This is a genomic window from Streptomyces sp. NPDC056296, assembly GCF_042268605.1.
GTDB lineage: Bacteria > Actinomycetota > Actinomycetes > Streptomycetales > Streptomycetaceae > Streptomyces.
This window is the reverse complement of sequence record NZ_JBHJRX010000026.1, coordinates 1-16,299: the sequence shown is the minus strand read 5'-3', so window position 1 is coordinate 16,299 and position 16,299 is coordinate 1. Positions and strand designations below refer to the sequence as shown.

Below are 16,299 nucleotides of genomic sequence, written 5' to 3'. Positions count from 1 at the left end.
TGCCTCCATGTCCGCGTTCCTTCAGCAACTCCCCGCGCTCATAGGCGTCGTCATCGGCGCGCTCGGTTCGTATCTCGCCGTGGTCCGCAGCGACCGGGCCCGGTCGCGCAGTGAGAGCGCGGCCCGCTGGGAGGAGCGCAGGCTCGCGGTCTACGCCGACTACGCGCGCACCCTCAAGACCTCCGTCACGCTGACGTACCGGGTCGCCGCCCACCTCGGCAACGACCCGCACCCACACCCGCTGAGCCCCGAGGAGGCCGCGCCGGCCCAGGCCGAGGCGACCCTCGCCCGGGACCCCGCCGGGGAGGCGCTGCTCCTGCTCGGCAGCAGGGAGGTCGTGGAGAAGGCACGGGCCTGGGTCGTGACGGTGCTGGAGATGGAGCGCTTCCTACGTGCGGAGACACGTGACCCGGACGCCTGGCAGGCCCTGCTGGAGCGGCAGCGCGCCGGTCGCGAGGGCTACTACACGGCCGTACGGGAGGACCTGGCCCTCCCCCCGGGTCACGCGGCCCGCTGGCCGCTGCCGCCCGTCAACGGTAACCGGTGACGTCGGCCGGCTTGTCCGCGTCCTGCACCTCGACGACGTAGCGCCAGGCGTCCGGGCGGCTGCCGTCGAGGTCGGTGAAGCCGTACTCCTGGGCGAGACCGCCGCTGGAGAGGGACCGGCCGTTGAAGCGCGCCACGTCCCGGTCGGCGGCGAGGGCCGTGACGGCGCGGCCGACGTAGCGGGGCGTCTCGGAGATGGCGAAGTGCGGGACGCGGTCCAGGGCGTCGCGCCAGTTCTCCTCGCGTACGCCGTAGTGGTCGAGCATGATCTCCGAGCGCAGCCAGCCGGGGGTGAGCGCGACGGCCGTCGCGCCGCGCGGGCCGAGTTCGTGGCCGAGGGCGAAGGCCATGCGCAGGACGGACGTCTTGGCGAGGTCGTAGAAGAAGGAGACGCGGTAGTGGTCGCGGTTGTAGTCGTCGGTGCCGTCGGTGACCTCGACGACCAGCCCGCCGGGGCGGCGCAGCAGCAGCGGCAGGGCGTGGTGGCTGGTGACGGCGTGCGTCTCGACGGCGAGCCGCAGGAGCCTGAGACCCTTGTCGAGGTCGTGCTCCCAGACGGGGTTGTCCCAATCGAAGAGGTTCTCGCCGCCCCAGATGTCGTTGACCAGGATGTCGAGGCGGTCCTGTTCGCGGGCGACGCGGTCGACGAGCGCGGCGACCTGCGCCGGGTCCAGGTGGTCGGTCGGTACGGCGATGCCCCGGCCGCCGGCCTCGGTGACCAGGTCGGCGGTGTCCTCGATGGTCTCGGGGCGGTCGTACTCGGAGCGCCGGGCGCGGGTGCTGCGGCCGGTGACGTAGACGGTGGCGCCGGCCGCGCCCAGTTCGACGGCGATGCCGCGTCCGGCGCCCCGGGTCGCACCGGCGACCAGTGCGACTCTGCCCGCCAGCGGCTTCTCCAGTGGCTCTTCCGGTGACGCTGTCATGTCCGGCTCCCGTTCCTCTCCCGCACGAGTGATGTCGTGGTCGAGAGTGCCCGGGAAGCCGGACATCTTCTGTCACCTTTTTACGCGTGTCACCTTTTTACGCGTGTCCCGTTCTATGCGTGTCCCGTTCTATGCGTGTCCCGTGACAGGTCAGTGCCTCAGTGCCCGCGCTTGATCCACTCGTCCAGTTGCGGGGCCTCGGCGCCGATGGTGGTCGGGTCGCCGTGGCCGGTGTGCACCTTCGTCTCGGGCGGGAGGACAAGGAGCCGGTCGCGGATCGAGTCGATGATGGTCGGGAAGTGGGAGTAGGAGCGGCCGGTGGCGCCGGGCCCGCCCTGGAAGAGGGTGTCGCCGCTGAAGAGGGCGCCGAGACCGGGGTCGTAGAGGCAGACGGCGCCGGGGGCGTGCCCGGGGGTGTGCAGGACCGTCAGGTCGGCGCCGGCGGCCTCGATGACCTGGCCGTCGGTCAGCCAGGCGTCGGGGTCCCGGTCGGGGTGGGTCTGCTGCCACAGCGGCAGGTCGTCGGGGTGCAGCCAGATGACGGCGCCGGTGCGCTCGGCGAGGGCCGGCGCGGCGTTGACGTGGTCGTTGTGGGCGTGGGTGCACACGATGGCGGTCAGCCTGCGGTCCCCGACGGCCTCGGCGATCGCGTCGGGGTCGTGGGCGGCGTCGATGACGATCACCTCGTGGTCGTCGCCGACGAGCCAGACGTTGTTGTCGACGTCCCAGGTGCCGCCGTCGAGGCTAAACTGCCCGGAGGTGACGAGGCGTTCGATGCGGGCGGCCATCACAGCACCACCACCGAACGCAGCACGTCACCGGCGTGCATCCGCTCGAAGGCCTTCTCGACCTCGTCGAGCTGGATGGTCTCCGTGACGAACTTGCCGAGGTCCAGGCGGCCCTGGAGGTGGAGGTCGATGAGCATCGGGAAGTCCCGGGAGGGCAGGCAGTCGCCGTACCAGGACGACTTCAGGGAGCCGCCGCGTCCGAAGACGTCGAGGAGCGGCAGTTCCAGCTTCATCTCGGGCGTCGGTACGCCGACGAGGACGACGGTGCCGGCCAGGTCCCGGGCGTAGAAGGCCTGCTGATAGGTCTCCGGGCGGCCGACCGCCTCGATGACCACGTCGGCGCCGAAGCCGCCGGTCAGTTCGCGGATCGCGTCGACGGGGTCGGTCTCGCGGGAGTTGACGGTGTGGGTGGCGCCCATGGAGCGGGCGGTCTCCAGCTTGCGGTCGTCGATGTCGACGGCGATGACCTTCGCCGCCCCGGCCAGGTGGGAACCGGCGATCGCGGCGTCGCCGACGCCGCCGCAGCCGATGACGGCGACCGTGTCACCGCGGCCGACGTTCCCGGTGTTGATGGCGGCACCGATGCCGGCCATCACCCCGCAGCCCAGCAGTCCGGCGACCTGCGCGGAGACGGCCGGGTCGACCTTGGTGCACTGTCCGGCGGCGACCAGCGTCTTCTCGGCGAAGGCGCCGATGCCGAGGGCCGGGGAGAGCTCCTGGCCGGTCGAGGCGAGAGTCATCCTCTGCTCGGCGTTGTGGGTGTCGAAGCAGTACCAGGGCCGACCGCGCAGACAGGCACGGCACTTGCCGCACACCGCGCGCCAGTTGAGGATCACGAAGTCGCCGGGGGCCACGTCGGTGACGCCGGCGCCGACGGACTCCACGACGCCCGCGGCCTCGTGGCCGAGCAGGAACGGGTACTCGTCGCTGATGCCGCCCTGCTTGTAGTGCAGATCGGTGTGGCACACCCCGCAGGCCTGGATGGCGACCACGGCCTCGCCCGGTCCGGGATCGGGCACGACGATCGTCTCGATCCGCACCGGTTCGTCCTTGCCCGGTGCGATCACGCCGCGTACTTCCTGCGCCATGGTCTGGACTCCTTCTTCGGCCACTCGATGAATCACTCCGACCCTACGCTCAACTGATCGGTACGGGCCGACGACAGGGCGACATAACCTGAGTCGTCCGCCCGCCCGTCCGCCCATTCGCCCGTCCAGCCATCGAAGGAGCGTCGTGAGCATCGCAGAGACGGAGACCGGTCCGCCCGCCTGGCGGCTGCTGCTGGGTTACGTCCGGCCGCACCGCCGCGCGCTGTTCGCAGGCGCGCTGCTCTCGCTGCTCACCGGAGGGACGGGGCTGCTGCTGCCGCTGGTGGCGCGCGGCCTGATCGACGACCTGTCGCACGACCGCGCCATCACCGGCGCTTTGCTCGCCATGTCGGCTCTGGTCGTGGCCAACGCGGTGGTGGGCGCCCTGGGTTCCTACGTGCTGCGCCGCACCGCCGAGTCGGTGGTGCTCGACGCGCGGCGCACCCTGTCGTCGTATCTGCTGCGGCTGCGCGTCGTGGCCGTGGACCGCACCGAGCCCGGCGACCTGATGGCCCGGATCACCTCCGACACGACGCTGCTGCGCACGGTCACCTCCGAGTCGCTGGTCGGCCTCGGCACCGGCGGGCTCACGCTGGTCGCGACGATCGTGATGATGGGGCTGGTCGATCCGGTGCTGCTCGGGGTGACGCTGGCGGTGATCGCGGGCGCGGGGACGGTGATCGGGCTGATCGCGCCGCACATCAACCGGGCGAGCAAGGAGGCCCAGAAGGCCGTCGGTGTGATGGGGGCCGCGCTGGAGCGGGTGCTGGGCGCCCTGCGCACGGTGAAGGCGTCGGGTGCCGAGCACCGGGAGGAACGGGTGCTGCACGACGCGGCCGAGGAGTCGTGGCGGCAGAGCGTGCGGGCCGCCAAGTGGTCCGCGGCGGCGGGCAACACGGCGGGGCTGGCCATCCAGATCGCCTTCATCACGGTGCTGGCGGTGGGCGGGGCGCGGGTGGCGACCGGGGCCGTGGACGTGGGCACGCTGGTCGCGTTCCTGCTGTACGTGTTCTTCCTGATATCCCCGCTGCAGGAGGTGATCGGCGCCGTGGCGCAGTACCAGACGGGTGCGGCGGCGCTGGTGCGCATCCAGGAGGCGCTGCGGCTGCCCGCCGAGCCGCCGGTACGATCGGCCGCCCCGCTGCCCTCCGCCGGGGACCGGCCCGCCGCCCTCGCCTTCCACGACGTCCGCTTCCGCTACGCGGACGATCTGCCGTACGTCCATCACGGGGTGACCTTCGACGTGCCAGCCCGGGGGATGACGGCGTTCGTCGGTCCGTCCGGTGCGGGCAAGACCACCGTGTTCTCGCTCGTCGAGCGGTTCTACGACCCCGAGTCGGGGGAGATCACGCTGGACGGGCGGAGCCTGGCGGACTGGGACCTGTCCTCGCTGCGGGCCGCCATCGGCTACGTGGAGCAGGACGCCCCGGTGCTGTCCGGGTCGCTGCGGGACAACCTGTTGCTGGGCAACGGTGAGGCGGCCGACGACACGCTCGCCGGGGTGCTGAAGACGACCCGGCTGGACGGGTTGGTCGCCAAGCTGCCGAAGGGTCTCGACACCCTGGTCGGACACCGCGGCACCAAGCTGTCCGGCGGCGAACGCCAGCGCGTCGCCATCGCCCGCGCGCTGCTGCGCCGTCCCCGGCTGCTGCTGCTCGACGAGGCCACCTCGCAGCTGGACGCGGTCAACGAGGCGGCGCTGCGTGACACCGTGGCCGACGTGTCCCGCACGACGACGGTGCTGGTCGTCGCCCACCGGCTGTCCACGGTGACGATGGCCGACCGGATCGTGGTGATGGACGCGGGAAGCGTCCGCGCCGTCGGCACGCACCGGGAACTGGTGACCGCCGATCCGCTGTACGCGGAGCTGGCGGCGACCCAGTTCCTGGCCACCGGCGGCTGAGCCGCGCCGGATACCGTCCGGACGCGCGTGAGGGCCGCCCGGAGTCGGGCGGCCCTCACGGCGGGTCGGTCCGGCGGTCAGCCCAGGGCGGGGACGGCGCCGAACAGCGGCGAGACCAGGCCGGTGACCTGCTGGAGCTGCTCGAGGTCGTTGAGCCGGTTCAGCTGCTGGGACGGCCGCGGCATCTGGGCGCGGTCCTCGGCGGGCATGTCACCGACCGCGAGCGAGTCCAGCGTCTGCGTCACGCTGAGCTTGTCCATGCCCAGCGCCCCTCCCTCGGCCGCGCTCGCCATCGGCGCGGCGAGGCCGGTGACACCGGCGGCGAGACCGACGGCGGCGACGATACGTCGTGTTGAGATCATGCTCTGAGCAACGCGCGCGGGCCGGGCCCGGACACGGGCGGGCGGCGCCGCTCACTCGTGAGGACCAGTGGCCCGGCCGCGATTGCCGTGGGCGCCCGGACGGAGGAAGCTCGAAGGAGAGGGCCACGGCGGCCCGTTCCCCCCTCCCTCGGGCCGCGGCCTTCGAAGGAGGTCGTCATGGGCACCACGGCAGGCCCCGGCTTCGACACCGAAGCGCTGCGCCGGGGTATCGAAGGAGAGACGGCGGCACCCCTGGTGTCGCTCTACGCGCCGGACGCGGAGGTCCGCATCGTCGACAGGTTCGACCAGCCCAGCCGTCCCAAGGTCCTGCACGGCCGGGACCAGATCGCCGAGATGCTCGACGACGTGTACAGCCGCGACATGACGCACCGGCTGGACCGCTGCGTCGTCCAGGGCGACCACGCCGCGTTCACCGAGGAGTGCACGTATCCGGACGGGGAGCGGGTCCTCGCCGAGTCGATGCTGTCCCTGCGGGACGGCCGGATCGTCGAGCAGACCACCATCCAGGTCTGGGACGAGTAGCGAGGCCCGTCGGCCGGGGCCGGTCAGCGCGTCCGGGCGCTGTACTCCATCACTGCTGATCGGCTCTCTGCTGGGGTGGTGCGCGGTGCCGGGGTGCGCGGGGGCGCTGCTCCTGGCCCGTGGGTGATCAGCTCGCCGGGGCGGGGCTCCATCCCGGCGGGCGGAGGACGGCCAGGAGCTGGCGGACCAGTTCGTCGACGACCTCGTCCAGGGTCGCGTCCACCCAGCCGGCGCTGTAGTCGTGGAGCAGGCCGTTGACGCCGCCGATGAACGCCGTGGCGGCGAGCCGGTAGTCGCGGGTCGCAGCCTCCCCGCGCGCGGCGGCCGACCGGGCCTCGGCGCAGATGAGGTCGACCCAGCGGGCGCGGCGGGCCAGCCGCTGTTCCTCCAGTCGCGGGCTGACGCCGATGATCTCGACGAAGGTGATGCGGACGCGGCGCGGATCGCCGGTGACGTCGGCGGCGTAGGCACGGAAGATCGCGGCGGCACGTTCGGGGAGCGGCAGTTCGCGCGCGTCGGCCGCCGCGGCGAGGACGGCTTCCTCGGCCCAGGCGTTGACCTGGAGGTGGAGAGCGGCGAGCACGTCCTCCAGGGTGCGGAACTCCTCGTAGAACTGCCGGGTGGACAGGCCCGCGGCCTCGCTGAGGGCCGCCACGGTCGTGCCGCGGTAGCCGGGGGTGTCGCCGAACAGTTGGAGCGCTGCGGCGAGGAAGCGGTCGCGCCGCTCCGCCTGTCGCTGCGCGGCGGACTTGCCGCCGTAGCGGCCCGTCGGCGCCCTGAGCCTGCCCGCCACCCGGTCCCCCTCCCCCGCCAACTCCTCACCCCGCGGCCAATTTTGTCGTGAACGCGGTCTTGTGGAGAAGGGCACCCCGTCCTTACTTTACAGTAAGTTCACTCTGAAAGCGGCTGTGTTCAGAATTCGCGCCCCACCGCCCCCATCACGCCCACTGCCAGAGGAGAGCAGCATGCCTGCCTTCGGTACCAGGCACCTTTGCGCCGTAGCCGCGGCACTCGCCCTCACCGTCACCGCCCCCGCGACCACCGCCGCGGCGGCCCCGGACGCCCCGGACAGCCTGCGCGAGGTGATGTTCGTCGGCAACAACTGGGACGGCACCGCCGACGTCATCCGCTCCACCGGCGACTTCGCGAGAATCGGCCGGATCGACGTCATCCCGGACCGGGACGAGCGGATGGCCGAGATCAACGCCGATCCGATCAAGTGGATCTACTTCCAGGCCATCCGCAACAGCGTCGGCGAGGGACACGACCAGTTCGTCGACGACATGTACTCGACGCCGGACGGCGGGTCGGTGGTCGTCTCCCGGCCGAGCTTCGCCGACGTCGTGTCCATCGACCTCGCCACCGGCGACATCGACTGGCGCTTCCCCGTCTCGGGTTACCGCTCCGACCACATGGCGGTCTCCCCCGACGGCACCCGGGTCGCGGTGTCGGCCTCGACCTCCAACACCGTGCACGTCCTGGACATCCGGACGGGCGAGGAACTCGGCTCCTTCGGCACGGGTGACAAGCCGCACGAGAACATCTTCACCAGCGACGGCAACTACATCTGGAACATGTCCATCGGCGAGGTGAACACCGCGCTCGATGCCCCCTGGCTGGACTGGACGAAGGGCAACCGGCGCATCACGGTCGTGGACGCGACGACGTACGAGCAGGTCGAGGTGATCGACATGCGCGAGCGCCTCGACGCGATCGGCCTCGGGAAACACTCCGACGCCGTCCGGCCGGCCGCCTTCTCGCCCGACGAGTCCAAGCTGTACTTCCAGGTCTCGTTCTTCAACGGCTTCTTCGAGTACGACATCGCCACCGACCGGATCACCCGGACGAAGACCCTGCCGAAGAACCCGGCCACCAGCGAGGACCGCACCACCTGGGTCAACGACTCGCGGCACCACGGCATCTCCATGAGCCCGGACGGCGCCAAGCTGTGCGTGGCGGGCACGATGGACGACTACGCGACGGTCGTCGACCGCACGACGCTCCAGGAGGGGCCGCTCGTCCCCGCCGCCAAGCCGTACTGGGCCACGGTCAGCGGCGACGGCTCCCACTGCGTGGTCTCCGAGAGCGGGTCCGACCAGGTCACGGCGATCGACTTCGCCACCGGCGAGAAGTCGGTGTCCGTCCCCGTCGGCGACCACCCCCAGCGCGTCCGGCTCGGGCACGTGGCGGCGGACTGGACAGGGCCGTCGGCCGGCTGAGGTGCCGCGCGGCCCGCGCCGGACATATCGTCCGAATGCGCGTGTGTGAGCCCGCCCGGGAGGGGTACGCGCCCGGCAACGGATGAGGCATGCATGTCCTCGGCACTACTCCCCTCGGAAGGAGGTCCGTGACAGCGCACTCCAGAAGCGCCCGGGCCGCTTCCTCCGACACGGAGCGTCCCGGGCCACACCGGGCAGCGTCCTCGCGGGCGCTGCCCCCTCTTCTTTCTCCCGGCCCCGGCCCCCGCACCGCCCTCGCCGCAGCGATCGCCTACCGTCGCGGCAGCCGGTGCAGCTCGACGTCGCCGAGCCGGCCGTCCGCGACCTCGGCCGTCATGTAGGTGCAGTAGGGCTGACGGCGCCGGTCGGTCGGTGAGCCGGGGTTGAGCAGGCGCAGGCCGGTGCCGGTGGTGGTGTCCCAGGGGATGTGACTGTGCCCGAAGACCAGGACGTCGAGGTCGGGGTAGCGGTCGGCGCAGCGTCTCTCGCGTCCCTGGGCGGCACCCGTCTCGTGGACGACACCGAAGCGCAGGCCGCCCAGGTCGGCGTACGCCACCTCGGGCAGCCGGGCGCGCAGACCGGGTCCGTCGTTGTTGCCGTACACGCCGACGAGTCTGCGGCTGCGGCTCTCCAGCAGGTCGAGGGTGGCCGTGTCGACCCAGTCGCCCGCGTGCAGGACGACGTCGGCCCCGGGAATCTCGGCCAGTAGCCGCGCGGGCAGTTCCCTGGCCCGCTTCGGCAGGTGGGTGTCGGACATGAGCAGCAGGCGCACGGAGCCAGCCTAGAGGAAGAGGCTGTTGTGGCTTGTGTGGTGCTACAGCACCTACGAGGCGGTGCGCCGCTTGAGCGGCTCCCACCAGGACCGGTTGTCCCGGTACCAGGCGACGGTGCCCGCCAGCCCGGCCGTGAAGTCGTGGCGGGGGCGGTAGCCCAGTTCGTCGCGGGCCTTGCTCCAGTCGACGCTGTAGCGCAGGTCGTGACCCTTGCGGTCGTCGACCCGCACGACCCGGTCCCAGCCGGCGCCGCAGGCGTCGAGGAGCAGGCCGGTGAGGTCGCGGTTGCTCAGCTCGGTGCCACCGCCGATGTTGTACACCTCGCCGGCCCGGCCCCCGGTCCGCACGAGGTCGACGCCCCGGCAGTGGTCGTCGACGTGCAGCCAGTCGCGGACGTTGCGCCCGTCGCCGTAGAGCGGGACCCGCCAGCCGTCGAGGAGGTGGGTGACGAACAGCGGCACGAGCTTCTCGGGGAACTGGTGCGGGCCGTAGTTGTTGGAGCACCGGGTCACCCGTACGTCCAGGCCGTGGGTGCGGTGGTACGAGAGGGCCAGCAGGTCGCCCGACGCCTTCGAGGCCGAGTACGGGGAGCTCGGCCGCAGCGGGTGCTCCTCGGTGGCCGAGCCGGAGTCGACGGAGCCGTAGACCTCGTCGGTGGAGACGTGCACGAAGGGGCCCACGCCGTGGCGCAGGGCCGCGTCCAGCAGGGTCTGGGTGCCGACGACGTTGGTGAGGACGAACTCGGCGGCGTCGTGGATCGAGCGGTCCACGTGGGACTCGGCGGCGAAGTGCACCACCTGGTCGGCCTCGGCCATCAGCTTGTCGACGAGGGCGGCGTCGCGGATGTCGCCGTGCACGAACTCCAGCCGGGGGTGGCCGAGGTCGAGGTTGTCGAGGGTGCCGGCGTAGGTGAGACCGTCCAGGACCGTGATCCGCGGCGGCTCGGGCGCGTCGGAGGCGAGGAGCGTCCGGACGTACCGCGAGCCGATGAATCCGGCGGCGCCGGTGACCAGAAGGTTCATTGACGGTTCTGTGCCTTGCTGCGGTCGTAGGGGAACGGACGGTACGGGACGCCCCCGACGTTACCGGCGTGCCCCGCGTGGTCCTCGACCGGCCCGGACGCGCACCGCGCCGGCACATGGCCGGCGCGCTGGGAGGCTTCCGTCACCCTCGGGACTCGGTCAGTCCTCGCCCCTGACGATGTTCGACTCCTGGCCCCATTGCGGTGCGCGTGCCACGTTGCCGTCCTCGACCGCCGGTATCCAGGTGCGCATGGCGCCCCTGCCGCGCAGGCGGCGGGCTTTCGACCAGCCTGTCTCCAGGCGACGGACAACGGGTTTCTCGCTGGTGTCCGTGGTCACGAGGCATCATCTTCCTTCTGCGTCCGGTGCCGTTGCCCTGCGGGTCCCCGGGCGTGACTCCGCGAAACACCGGGCGCCCGCGCCCCTACGGGTTGGGCCGGGCCACGCTGATGTCGCCCAGCGCCGACTCCGGGTCGCGCTCCATGGCCAGGTCGCCGAGGGAGACGATGCCCACGGGGCGTCCGTCGTCGACGACCGGGACCCGGCGTACGGCGTGCTCGCGCATCAGCTCGACGGCGTGGTTCAGCTCGTCGTCGGACCGCACGGTCACCACGTCGTCGCTGCACGCGCCGGCCACGGTGGTCTGCTCCGGGTCGCCGCCCTCCGCGACGGACCGGATCACCAGGTCACGGTCGGTGACCAGGCCGCGCAGTTCGTCTCCGTCCGTGACGAGGACGGCGCCGAGGTCCTGGTCGCGCATGATGCGGGCCACCGCGGTGACGGAGGTCTGCGGCTCCACGGTCACCGGGTCGCCGGTCATGATGTCGCGGACGTACTGGGTCATGTCGTGATCCCTCGTTCCCTCGCTCGTGGTGTGGCGGGCCGGGTACCCGGCGAAGTGGCACCGGCACCTACTTCGGGGCGTGGCGCAGGGGGATCTCGCTCCAGACCTGCTTGCCCCCGCTGACCGGCAGCGTCCCCCACGTCGCCGACATCGCCTCGACGAGGAGGATGCCGCGTCCGCCCGTCGCCTCCCAGCCGATGCTGGTCGGCTTGACGGGTGTACGGGGCGAGGCGTCGGCGACCGCGACGCGCAGCCGGGCGCCGATCAGGGTGAGGTCGAGGCGGACCTTGCCGTCGGTGTGCACCAGGGCGTTGGTGACCAGTTCGGAGACGATCAGGAGGACGCCGTCGATGTCGTCGTCCGGCACTCCCCAGGAGCGCAGGGTGCGGCGGGTGAAGCGGCGGGCGTGCCGTACGGCCTCGGGCAGCCGCCACACCGACCAGCTCTCCCGGAGCGGGCGCAGGGCCATGCCGTCGTAGCGCACCAGCAGCAGGGCCACGTCGTCGCTGCGGCGGGCGTCGCCGAGCAGGGCGTCGGCGACGAGCCCGAGGTGGGCGGGGTCGGAGGCGGCCAGCGCGTGCGCGAACCGGTCCATGCCCTCGTCGATGTCGGCGTCGTGGGACTCGACGAGACCGTCCGTGGTGAGGCCGATCAGCGTGCCGGGCCGCACCCGCAGCGGACTCATCGGGAAGTCGGCCTGGGTCACCACGCCCAGCGGCGGGCCGCCCTCCACCTCCGCGATCTCCGTCGTGCCGTCGGAGTGGCGCAGCACCGGCGGCAGATGTCCGGCCCGGACGCACCAGGCGGAGCCCTCCTCCATGTCGAGGTCGACGTAGACGCAGGTGGCGAAGAGGTCGCTCTCCATGTCCATCAGCAGCCGGTTGGCGTGGGAGACGACCACGTCCGGTGGATGGCCCTCTACGGCGTAGGCGCGCAGGGCCGTGCGCATCTGGCCCATGAGGGTGGCGGCGCCGGCGCTGTGGCCCTGGACGTCGCCGATGACGAGGGCGACGTGGTGGTCGGGCAGCGGGATCACGTCGTACCAGTCGCCGCCCAGCTCCAGTCCGGCGGTGCTGGGCAGGTAACGGGCGACGGCGACCGCGCCGGGCAGTTTGGGCAGGCGGCGCGGCAAGAGCTGGCGCTGGAGCATGCCGACGAGTTCGTGCTCGGCGTCGAAGGCGTGGGCGCGCATCAGGGCCTGCCCGGCGAGGCCGGCGGACGCGGTGAGCAGGGCGCGTTCGTCGGGGCCGAAGTCGTGCGGGGTGTCCCAGCCGATCAGGCAGGCGCCGGCCATGCGACCGCCGGCGGGCAGCGGCAGGACGGCGAGGCCGCCGGGGCCGACGTCGAGGAGGGCGGGTTCCAGGTCGCCGGTGCCGGCGGGCCAGATCCGGGCCCGGCCCTCGCGCAGCGCGGCGGCGAGGGTGGGCATGGCCCGTACGGGCGCGTCGGGCCACTCGGTGCGCCACTCCAGCCGCCACAGTTCTGGCCAGGACTCGGGCTCGGGCGGGTCGAGGACGGTGACGACGAGCCGGTCGCCCTCCAGCTCGGCCAGCGCGATCCGGTCGGCGCGCAGCGGCCTGCGCAGCGCGGCGACCACGGCCTGGCTGACGTCCCGGACGGTGCCGGCGGTGGCCAGCGCGGCGGCCAGCCGCTGGACGCGGGCCACGTCGGTCACGTCGGGGCGCAGGGTGGAGGCGTCGGCGACGGTACCGACGAGACGGGCCGGCTGGCCCTCACCGCCGGGCAGCAGGCGTCCGCTCAGCCGCAGCCACTTGGGCGGGCCGGTGGGCTGGAGCACCCGAAACTCCAGCTCCCGGTCGCCGATGGTCATGTGGTCGGCCTCCGTCACCGACATCAGCGAGGGCAGGTCCTCGGGCACGGTCAGGCCGAGCAGCGTCTCGACCTTGCCGTCGAACTCGCCCGGGGCGAGTCCGAACAGGCGCAGGATGTCGTCGCCGATCTCGACCCGGCCGGTGTCCATGGCCAGGGTGAAGGCGCCCGGCTGCAGCTCCGCTGCCTCGGCGACCGAGGCGGGGGCGGGGCAGGTCACGGCGCCGGCGACCAGTTCGAGGCAGGCCCGGTCGTCGCCGTCGAAGCCCTGCGGGCGTTCGGTAAGGGCGAGGAGACAGCCGCCGCCGTCCCCGTGGACGGGCAGGGTGGCGAGGGAGAAACCGCTCGACGGCACGCGCCGCGACTCGGCCGATCCGGCGAACTCCTCGGGTCCGAGCCAGACCGGCCTCCCGCCGCGGTGGGCGTCGGCGACCGGGGAGCCGCCGGACGCGGGGTAGCTGTCGCGCACCCCGTACAGGGTTCGTGGCACGCCGGCCGACTCGACCAGGCAGAGCAGCTCCCGGTTCTCGCCGGGCGTGTAGAGGGCGGCGAAGGAGGCGCCCGCGAAGACCAGCGCCTGTTCGAGGACGCGGCGCAGCCGCTCGCCCGGGTCCGGGCCGGACGCGATCGCCTTCAGGGCACCCTCGGCACGCAGCGTTCTCGATCCGCGTTCCGCAGCGCCCTCACTGACCACGCCGCCATTACAGCGCTTATGGGACACCTGCGCAGCCCCTGCGGACGGGGAACCGGCGATCAGTTGCCCGGAAGGGCTCGCGGGCGCGGCGCGGGCCGCACTCGTCGCGGCTACGGAACCACGCGCCGCGCACCCACCGCGGGAGCGTGCCGATACGGCGCTCGCCGTGCGCGGCGGGCCCTCGGGGAGGAGATTTGAACCCGGGGGTCACGGGCGCCGCCGTGCGAGGAGGTGGTCGGTGTGTCCGACGATCGACCGACCTCACCGGTGCCCGTGGACGCGAGGGCGTCGGGCGGTCATCCGGTGCTGTCCCTGGCGCTGGCCGCGATGATGGAGGACGTCCACGCGCACTCCGGGGCGGTGTACCTGCTCGGCGCCGATCCTCCGGTGCTGGAGATGGCGGTGATGGCGGGGCTGCCGAGGGCGTTCGCGGCGCCGTGGGAACGGGTGACGCTGCAGGCTCGGGTCCCGGTGGCCGACGCGGTGCGTGAGCGGCGGCTGATCTGGGTCGGCGACGAACAGGAGATGGCGCGGCGGTATCCCCGGGTCGCGGTGGTCCTGCCCTATCCGTTCGCGCTGGTCGCGCTGCCGGTCGCGACCGGGTCCACGGCGTACGGCGCGGTCTTCCTGACCTGGCCCGGTACGCGTTCCCCGGCGCTGTCGGACCGGGAGCGCGACCATCTGACGGCGGCCTGCGAGCGCCTCGCGGTGCGGCTGGAGCGGGCGGCCGCGGCGAGTGTCCCCGTGCACCCCGAGCCCGATCTGCTGGCCGCCCCGGTGGTCGGGGGCGCCCCGGGCACGCTCGGTTCGCTGGAGGCCGTGCGGATGGTGGGGCGGCTGCCGTACGGGCTGTGCTCCCTCGACCTGCACGGGCGGGTCGGCTTCGCCAATCCGGCGGCGGCCGAGCTCCTGGACGTACCGGTCGCCGGACTGCTGGGCACGCAGTTGTGGACGTCGGTGCCGTGGCTCAACGACCCGGTGTACGAGGACCGGTACCGGGCCGCGCTGTTCAGCCAGCACGCCACGTCCTTCGTCGCCCTGCGTCCGCCCGGCGACTGGCTGTCGTTCCGCCTGTATCCGACCCGGACCGGGCTCAGCGTCCGCATCAGCCGGGCCCGGGGCGTGTCGCGGCCGGGTCCCGCCGAGCCGGTGCCGGACGAGGGTGCCCCGCCCCGGCTGGTGACCATCTCCCAGGTGGTCAGTCTGACCGGCGCACTGTCCGAGGCGGTGGGTGTGCAGGACGTGGTGCAGCTGATCGCGGACGAGATCGCCCCGACCGTGGGCAGCCAGGGCCTGGTCGTCCTCGGCTCGCGGGCCGGCCGACTGCACGTCCTGGGGCACCGCGGCTATCCGGACCGGCGCGACGCGGAACGCTTCGACGGCACGCCGCTCACCGAGCGGATCCCGGGCGCGCAGGTCCTCCGAACGGGGGTGCCCGCGTTCTTCGAGTCCTGGGAGCAGCTGGAGCGTCTGTACCCGGCGCGACGGGGTACGCACGACGGCTTCGCGGCCTGGGCCTTCCTGCCGCTGATCGCCTCGGGGCGGCCGGTGGGCACCTGTGTGCTCGCCTACGAGCGGCCGCACTCCTTCACGACGGAGGAGCGGGCGATCCTGACCAGCCTGGCCGGGCTGGTCGCGCAGGCCCTGGACCGGGCCCTGCTCTACGACGCGAAACACCGGCTGGCGCACGGGCTGCAGGAGGCCCTGCTGCCGCACTCGCTGCCCGCGCTGCCCGGTATCGAGGCAGCCGCCCGCTATCTGCCGGCCACCCGGGGCATGGACATCGGCGGCGACTTCTACGACCTGGTGCCGGCCCGGGACACGGCGGCGGCGGTGATCGGAGACGTCCAGGGTCACAACGTGACCGCGGCCGGGCTGATGGGGCAGGTCCGCACCGCGGTCCGCGCGTACACGGCCGTCGGCCAGGCGTCCGAGGAGGTGGTGCGCAGCACCAACCGGCTGCTGATCGACCTCGGGACCGAGCTGTTCGTCAGCGCGCTGTACCTGCGGCTCGACCCGGGGCGCGGGCGGGCGGTACTGGCCCGCGCGGGTCACCCGCCGCCGCTGCTGCGCCGCCCGGACGGGCAGGTCGGGGTGCTGGAAGTCCCCGGCGGCCCCCTGCTGGGCATCGACCCCTCGGCCCAGTACCCCCGCACGGAGCTCGCTCTCGCCCCCGGCTCCCTGCTCGCCCTCTACACCGACGGCCTGGTGGAGTCCCCTGACGTCGACTTCGAGGACGCCCTCGCCGACCTGGCCCACCGGCTGTCCGAGGCCGGGGACCTGCCGTTGGACGAGCTCGCCGACCATCTGGTGCGGCACGAGGCGGGCGCGGAGGAACGCCCCGACGACATCGCACTGATGCTGCTGCGGGCTCGCGACTGACCGGGGCGGCTGGTCCGGGGTGTGGGGCGGGGCTGGGGTGGGGGCGGGGCTCTGGCGTGGGCGGGGCTGGGAGGAAGGCGGGGCGCGGGGGCGAGGCCCTGGCCTGGAGCGGAGCTGGGACGAGGGCGGCGCGCGGGGCGGAGCCCTGGCGTAGAGCGGGGCTGGGCTGCGGGGGCCGTGGGAGCGGAGCCCCAGCCTGGAGCGGAGCTGGGACGAGGGCGGCGCGCGGGGCGGAGCCCTGGCGTAGAGCGGGGCTGGGCTGCGGGGGCCGTGGGAGCGGAGCCCCAGCCTGGAGCGGAGCTGGGACGAGGGCGGCGCGCGGGGCGGAGCCCTGGCGTAGAGCGGGGCTGGGCTGCGGGCGGCGCGTGGGGGCGGAGCCCCA

General features: G+C 73.0%; 15 protein-coding genes. 5 read left to right on the top strand and 10 right to left on the bottom strand.

Going from position 1 to position 16,299, the window contains the following annotated elements:
- The first annotated feature begins 7 nt into the window (after positions 1-7).
- Entirely contained in the window at positions 8-547 is a 540-nt protein-coding gene (locus ACFCZF_RS20185; protein WP_376672801.1) for a hypothetical protein, read from the top strand.
- On the opposite strand, the gene ACFCZF_RS20180 is transcribed toward ACFCZF_RS20185, so the two are convergent.
- The 3 genes from ACFCZF_RS20180 to ACFCZF_RS20170 form a co-directional block, all read right to left on the bottom strand.
- On the bottom strand, positions 531-1,469 hold the full coding sequence (locus ACFCZF_RS20180) for an SDR family oxidoreductase (protein ID WP_376672878.1): 939 nt from the start codon (positions 1,467-1,469) through the stop codon (positions 531-533). The genes ACFCZF_RS20185 and ACFCZF_RS20180 overlap by 17 nt on opposite strands.
- A 158-nt stretch (positions 1,470-1,627) precedes the next feature.
- Positions 1,628-2,257 (bottom strand): MBL fold metallo-hydrolase, encoded by a 630-nt coding sequence (locus ACFCZF_RS20175; RefSeq protein ID WP_376672800.1) that lies wholly within the window; start codon positions 2,255-2,257, stop codon positions 1,628-1,630.
- Positions 2,257-3,345, bottom strand: a complete 1,089-nt coding sequence (locus ACFCZF_RS20170) for an S-(hydroxymethyl)mycothiol dehydrogenase (RefSeq protein WP_376672799.1) — start codon at positions 3,343-3,345, stop codon at positions 2,257-2,259. Before ACFCZF_RS20170 ends, ACFCZF_RS20175 begins: the two co-directional genes overlap by 1 nt.
- Positions 3,346-3,490: 145 nt before the next feature.
- Between ACFCZF_RS20170 and ACFCZF_RS20165 the strand changes: the two genes are divergently transcribed.
- A complete protein-coding gene (locus ACFCZF_RS20165; protein ID WP_375908015.1) occupies positions 3,491-5,248 on the top strand; it encodes an ABC transporter ATP-binding protein in 1,758 nt (585 codons plus the stop codon).
- A gap of 77 nt (positions 5,249-5,325) precedes the next feature.
- On the opposite strand, the gene ACFCZF_RS20160 is transcribed toward ACFCZF_RS20165, so the two are convergent.
- Positions 5,326-5,610 carry a hypothetical protein gene (locus tag ACFCZF_RS20160; RefSeq protein ID WP_375908012.1) on the bottom strand — a complete coding sequence of 95 codons (285 nt, stop codon included), beginning with the start codon at positions 5,608-5,610 and terminating at the stop codon, positions 5,326-5,328.
- Between the two features lie 177 nt (positions 5,611-5,787).
- Between ACFCZF_RS20160 and ACFCZF_RS20155 the strand changes: the two genes are divergently transcribed.
- Positions 5,788-6,153 (top strand): nuclear transport factor 2 family protein, encoded by a 366-nt coding sequence (locus tag ACFCZF_RS20155; RefSeq protein WP_375908009.1) that lies wholly within the window; start codon positions 5,788-5,790, stop codon positions 6,151-6,153.
- A gap of 127 nt (positions 6,154-6,280) precedes the next feature.
- Here the strand turns inward: ACFCZF_RS20155 and ACFCZF_RS20150 are convergent, their stop codons facing one another.
- Complete coding sequence (locus tag ACFCZF_RS20150; RefSeq protein WP_376672798.1) at positions 6,281-6,946, bottom strand: TetR/AcrR family transcriptional regulator; 666 nt, start codon at positions 6,944-6,946, stop codon at positions 6,281-6,283.
- A gap of 172 nt (positions 6,947-7,118) precedes the next feature.
- Here ACFCZF_RS20150 and ACFCZF_RS20145 point away from each other — a divergent pair, with 172 nt between their 5' ends.
- Positions 7,119-8,372 carry a YncE family protein gene (locus ACFCZF_RS20145; protein ID WP_376672797.1) on the top strand — a complete coding sequence of 418 codons (1,254 nt, stop codon included), beginning with the start codon at positions 7,119-7,121 and terminating at the stop codon, positions 8,370-8,372.
- A 271-nt stretch (positions 8,373-8,643) separates the two neighbouring features.
- On the opposite strand, the gene ACFCZF_RS20140 is transcribed toward ACFCZF_RS20145, so the two are convergent.
- From ACFCZF_RS20140 to ACFCZF_RS20120, 5 genes are all read right to left on the bottom strand, one after another.
- Positions 8,644-9,144, bottom strand: a complete 501-nt coding sequence (locus ACFCZF_RS20140; RefSeq protein WP_376672796.1) for a metallophosphoesterase family protein — start codon at positions 9,142-9,144, stop codon at positions 8,644-8,646.
- Between the two features lie 51 nt (positions 9,145-9,195).
- Entirely contained in the window at positions 9,196-10,167 is a 972-nt protein-coding gene (gene rfbB, locus ACFCZF_RS20135) for a dTDP-glucose 4,6-dehydratase (protein WP_376672795.1), read from the bottom strand.
- 159 nt (positions 10,168-10,326) lie between these two features.
- Positions 10,327-10,506, bottom strand: a complete 180-nt coding sequence (locus tag ACFCZF_RS20130) for a hypothetical protein (protein WP_310869624.1) — start codon at positions 10,504-10,506, stop codon at positions 10,327-10,329.
- Between the two features lie 85 nt (positions 10,507-10,591).
- On the bottom strand, positions 10,592-11,011 hold the full coding sequence (locus tag ACFCZF_RS20125; protein WP_310869625.1) for a CBS domain-containing protein: 420 nt from the start codon (positions 11,009-11,011) through the stop codon (positions 10,592-10,594).
- Between the two features lie 67 nt (positions 11,012-11,078).
- Positions 11,079-13,535 (bottom strand): SpoIIE family protein phosphatase, encoded by a 2,457-nt coding sequence (locus ACFCZF_RS20120; protein ID WP_376672794.1) that lies wholly within the window; start codon positions 13,533-13,535, stop codon positions 11,079-11,081.
- Between the two features lie 231 nt (positions 13,536-13,766).
- Between ACFCZF_RS20120 and ACFCZF_RS20115 the strand changes: the two genes are divergently transcribed.
- On the top strand, positions 13,767-15,917 hold the full coding sequence (locus ACFCZF_RS20115) for a SpoIIE family protein phosphatase (RefSeq protein ID WP_376672793.1): 2,151 nt from the start codon (positions 13,767-13,769) through the stop codon (positions 15,915-15,917).
- The last annotated feature ends 382 nt before the right edge of the window (positions 15,918-16,299 follow it).

What these genes read in the sequence shown, in the direction of transcription:
- ACFCZF_RS20185 (WP_376672801.1), top strand. Translation starts at nt 8, where the DNA reads ATGTCCGCGTTCCTTCAGCAACTCCCCGCGCTCATAGGCGTCGTCATC.
- ACFCZF_RS20180 (WP_376672878.1), bottom strand. Translation starts at nt 1,469, where the DNA reads ATGACAGCGTCACCGGAAGAGCCACTGGAGAAGCCGCTGGCGGGCAGA.
- ACFCZF_RS20175 (WP_376672800.1), bottom strand. Translation starts at nt 2,257, where the DNA reads ATGGCCGCCCGCATCGAACGCCTCGTCACCTCCGGGCAGTTTAGCCTC.
- ACFCZF_RS20170 (WP_376672799.1), bottom strand. Translation starts at nt 3,345, where the DNA reads ATGGCGCAGGAAGTACGCGGCGTGATCGCACCGGGCAAGGACGAACCG.
- ACFCZF_RS20160 (WP_375908012.1), bottom strand. Translation starts at nt 5,610, where the DNA reads ATGATCTCAACACGACGTATCGTCGCCGCCGTCGGTCTCGCCGCCGGT.
- ACFCZF_RS20155 (WP_375908009.1), top strand. Translation starts at nt 5,788, where the DNA reads ATGGGCACCACGGCAGGCCCCGGCTTCGACACCGAAGCGCTGCGCCGG.
- ACFCZF_RS20145 (WP_376672797.1), top strand. Translation starts at nt 7,119, where the DNA reads ATGCCTGCCTTCGGTACCAGGCACCTTTGCGCCGTAGCCGCGGCACTC.
- rfbB (WP_376672795.1), bottom strand. Translation starts at nt 10,167, where the DNA reads ATGAACCTTCTGGTCACCGGCGCCGCCGGATTCATCGGCTCGCGGTAC.
- ACFCZF_RS20125 (WP_310869625.1), bottom strand. Translation starts at nt 11,011, where the DNA reads ATGACCCAGTACGTCCGCGACATCATGACCGGCGACCCGGTGACCGTG.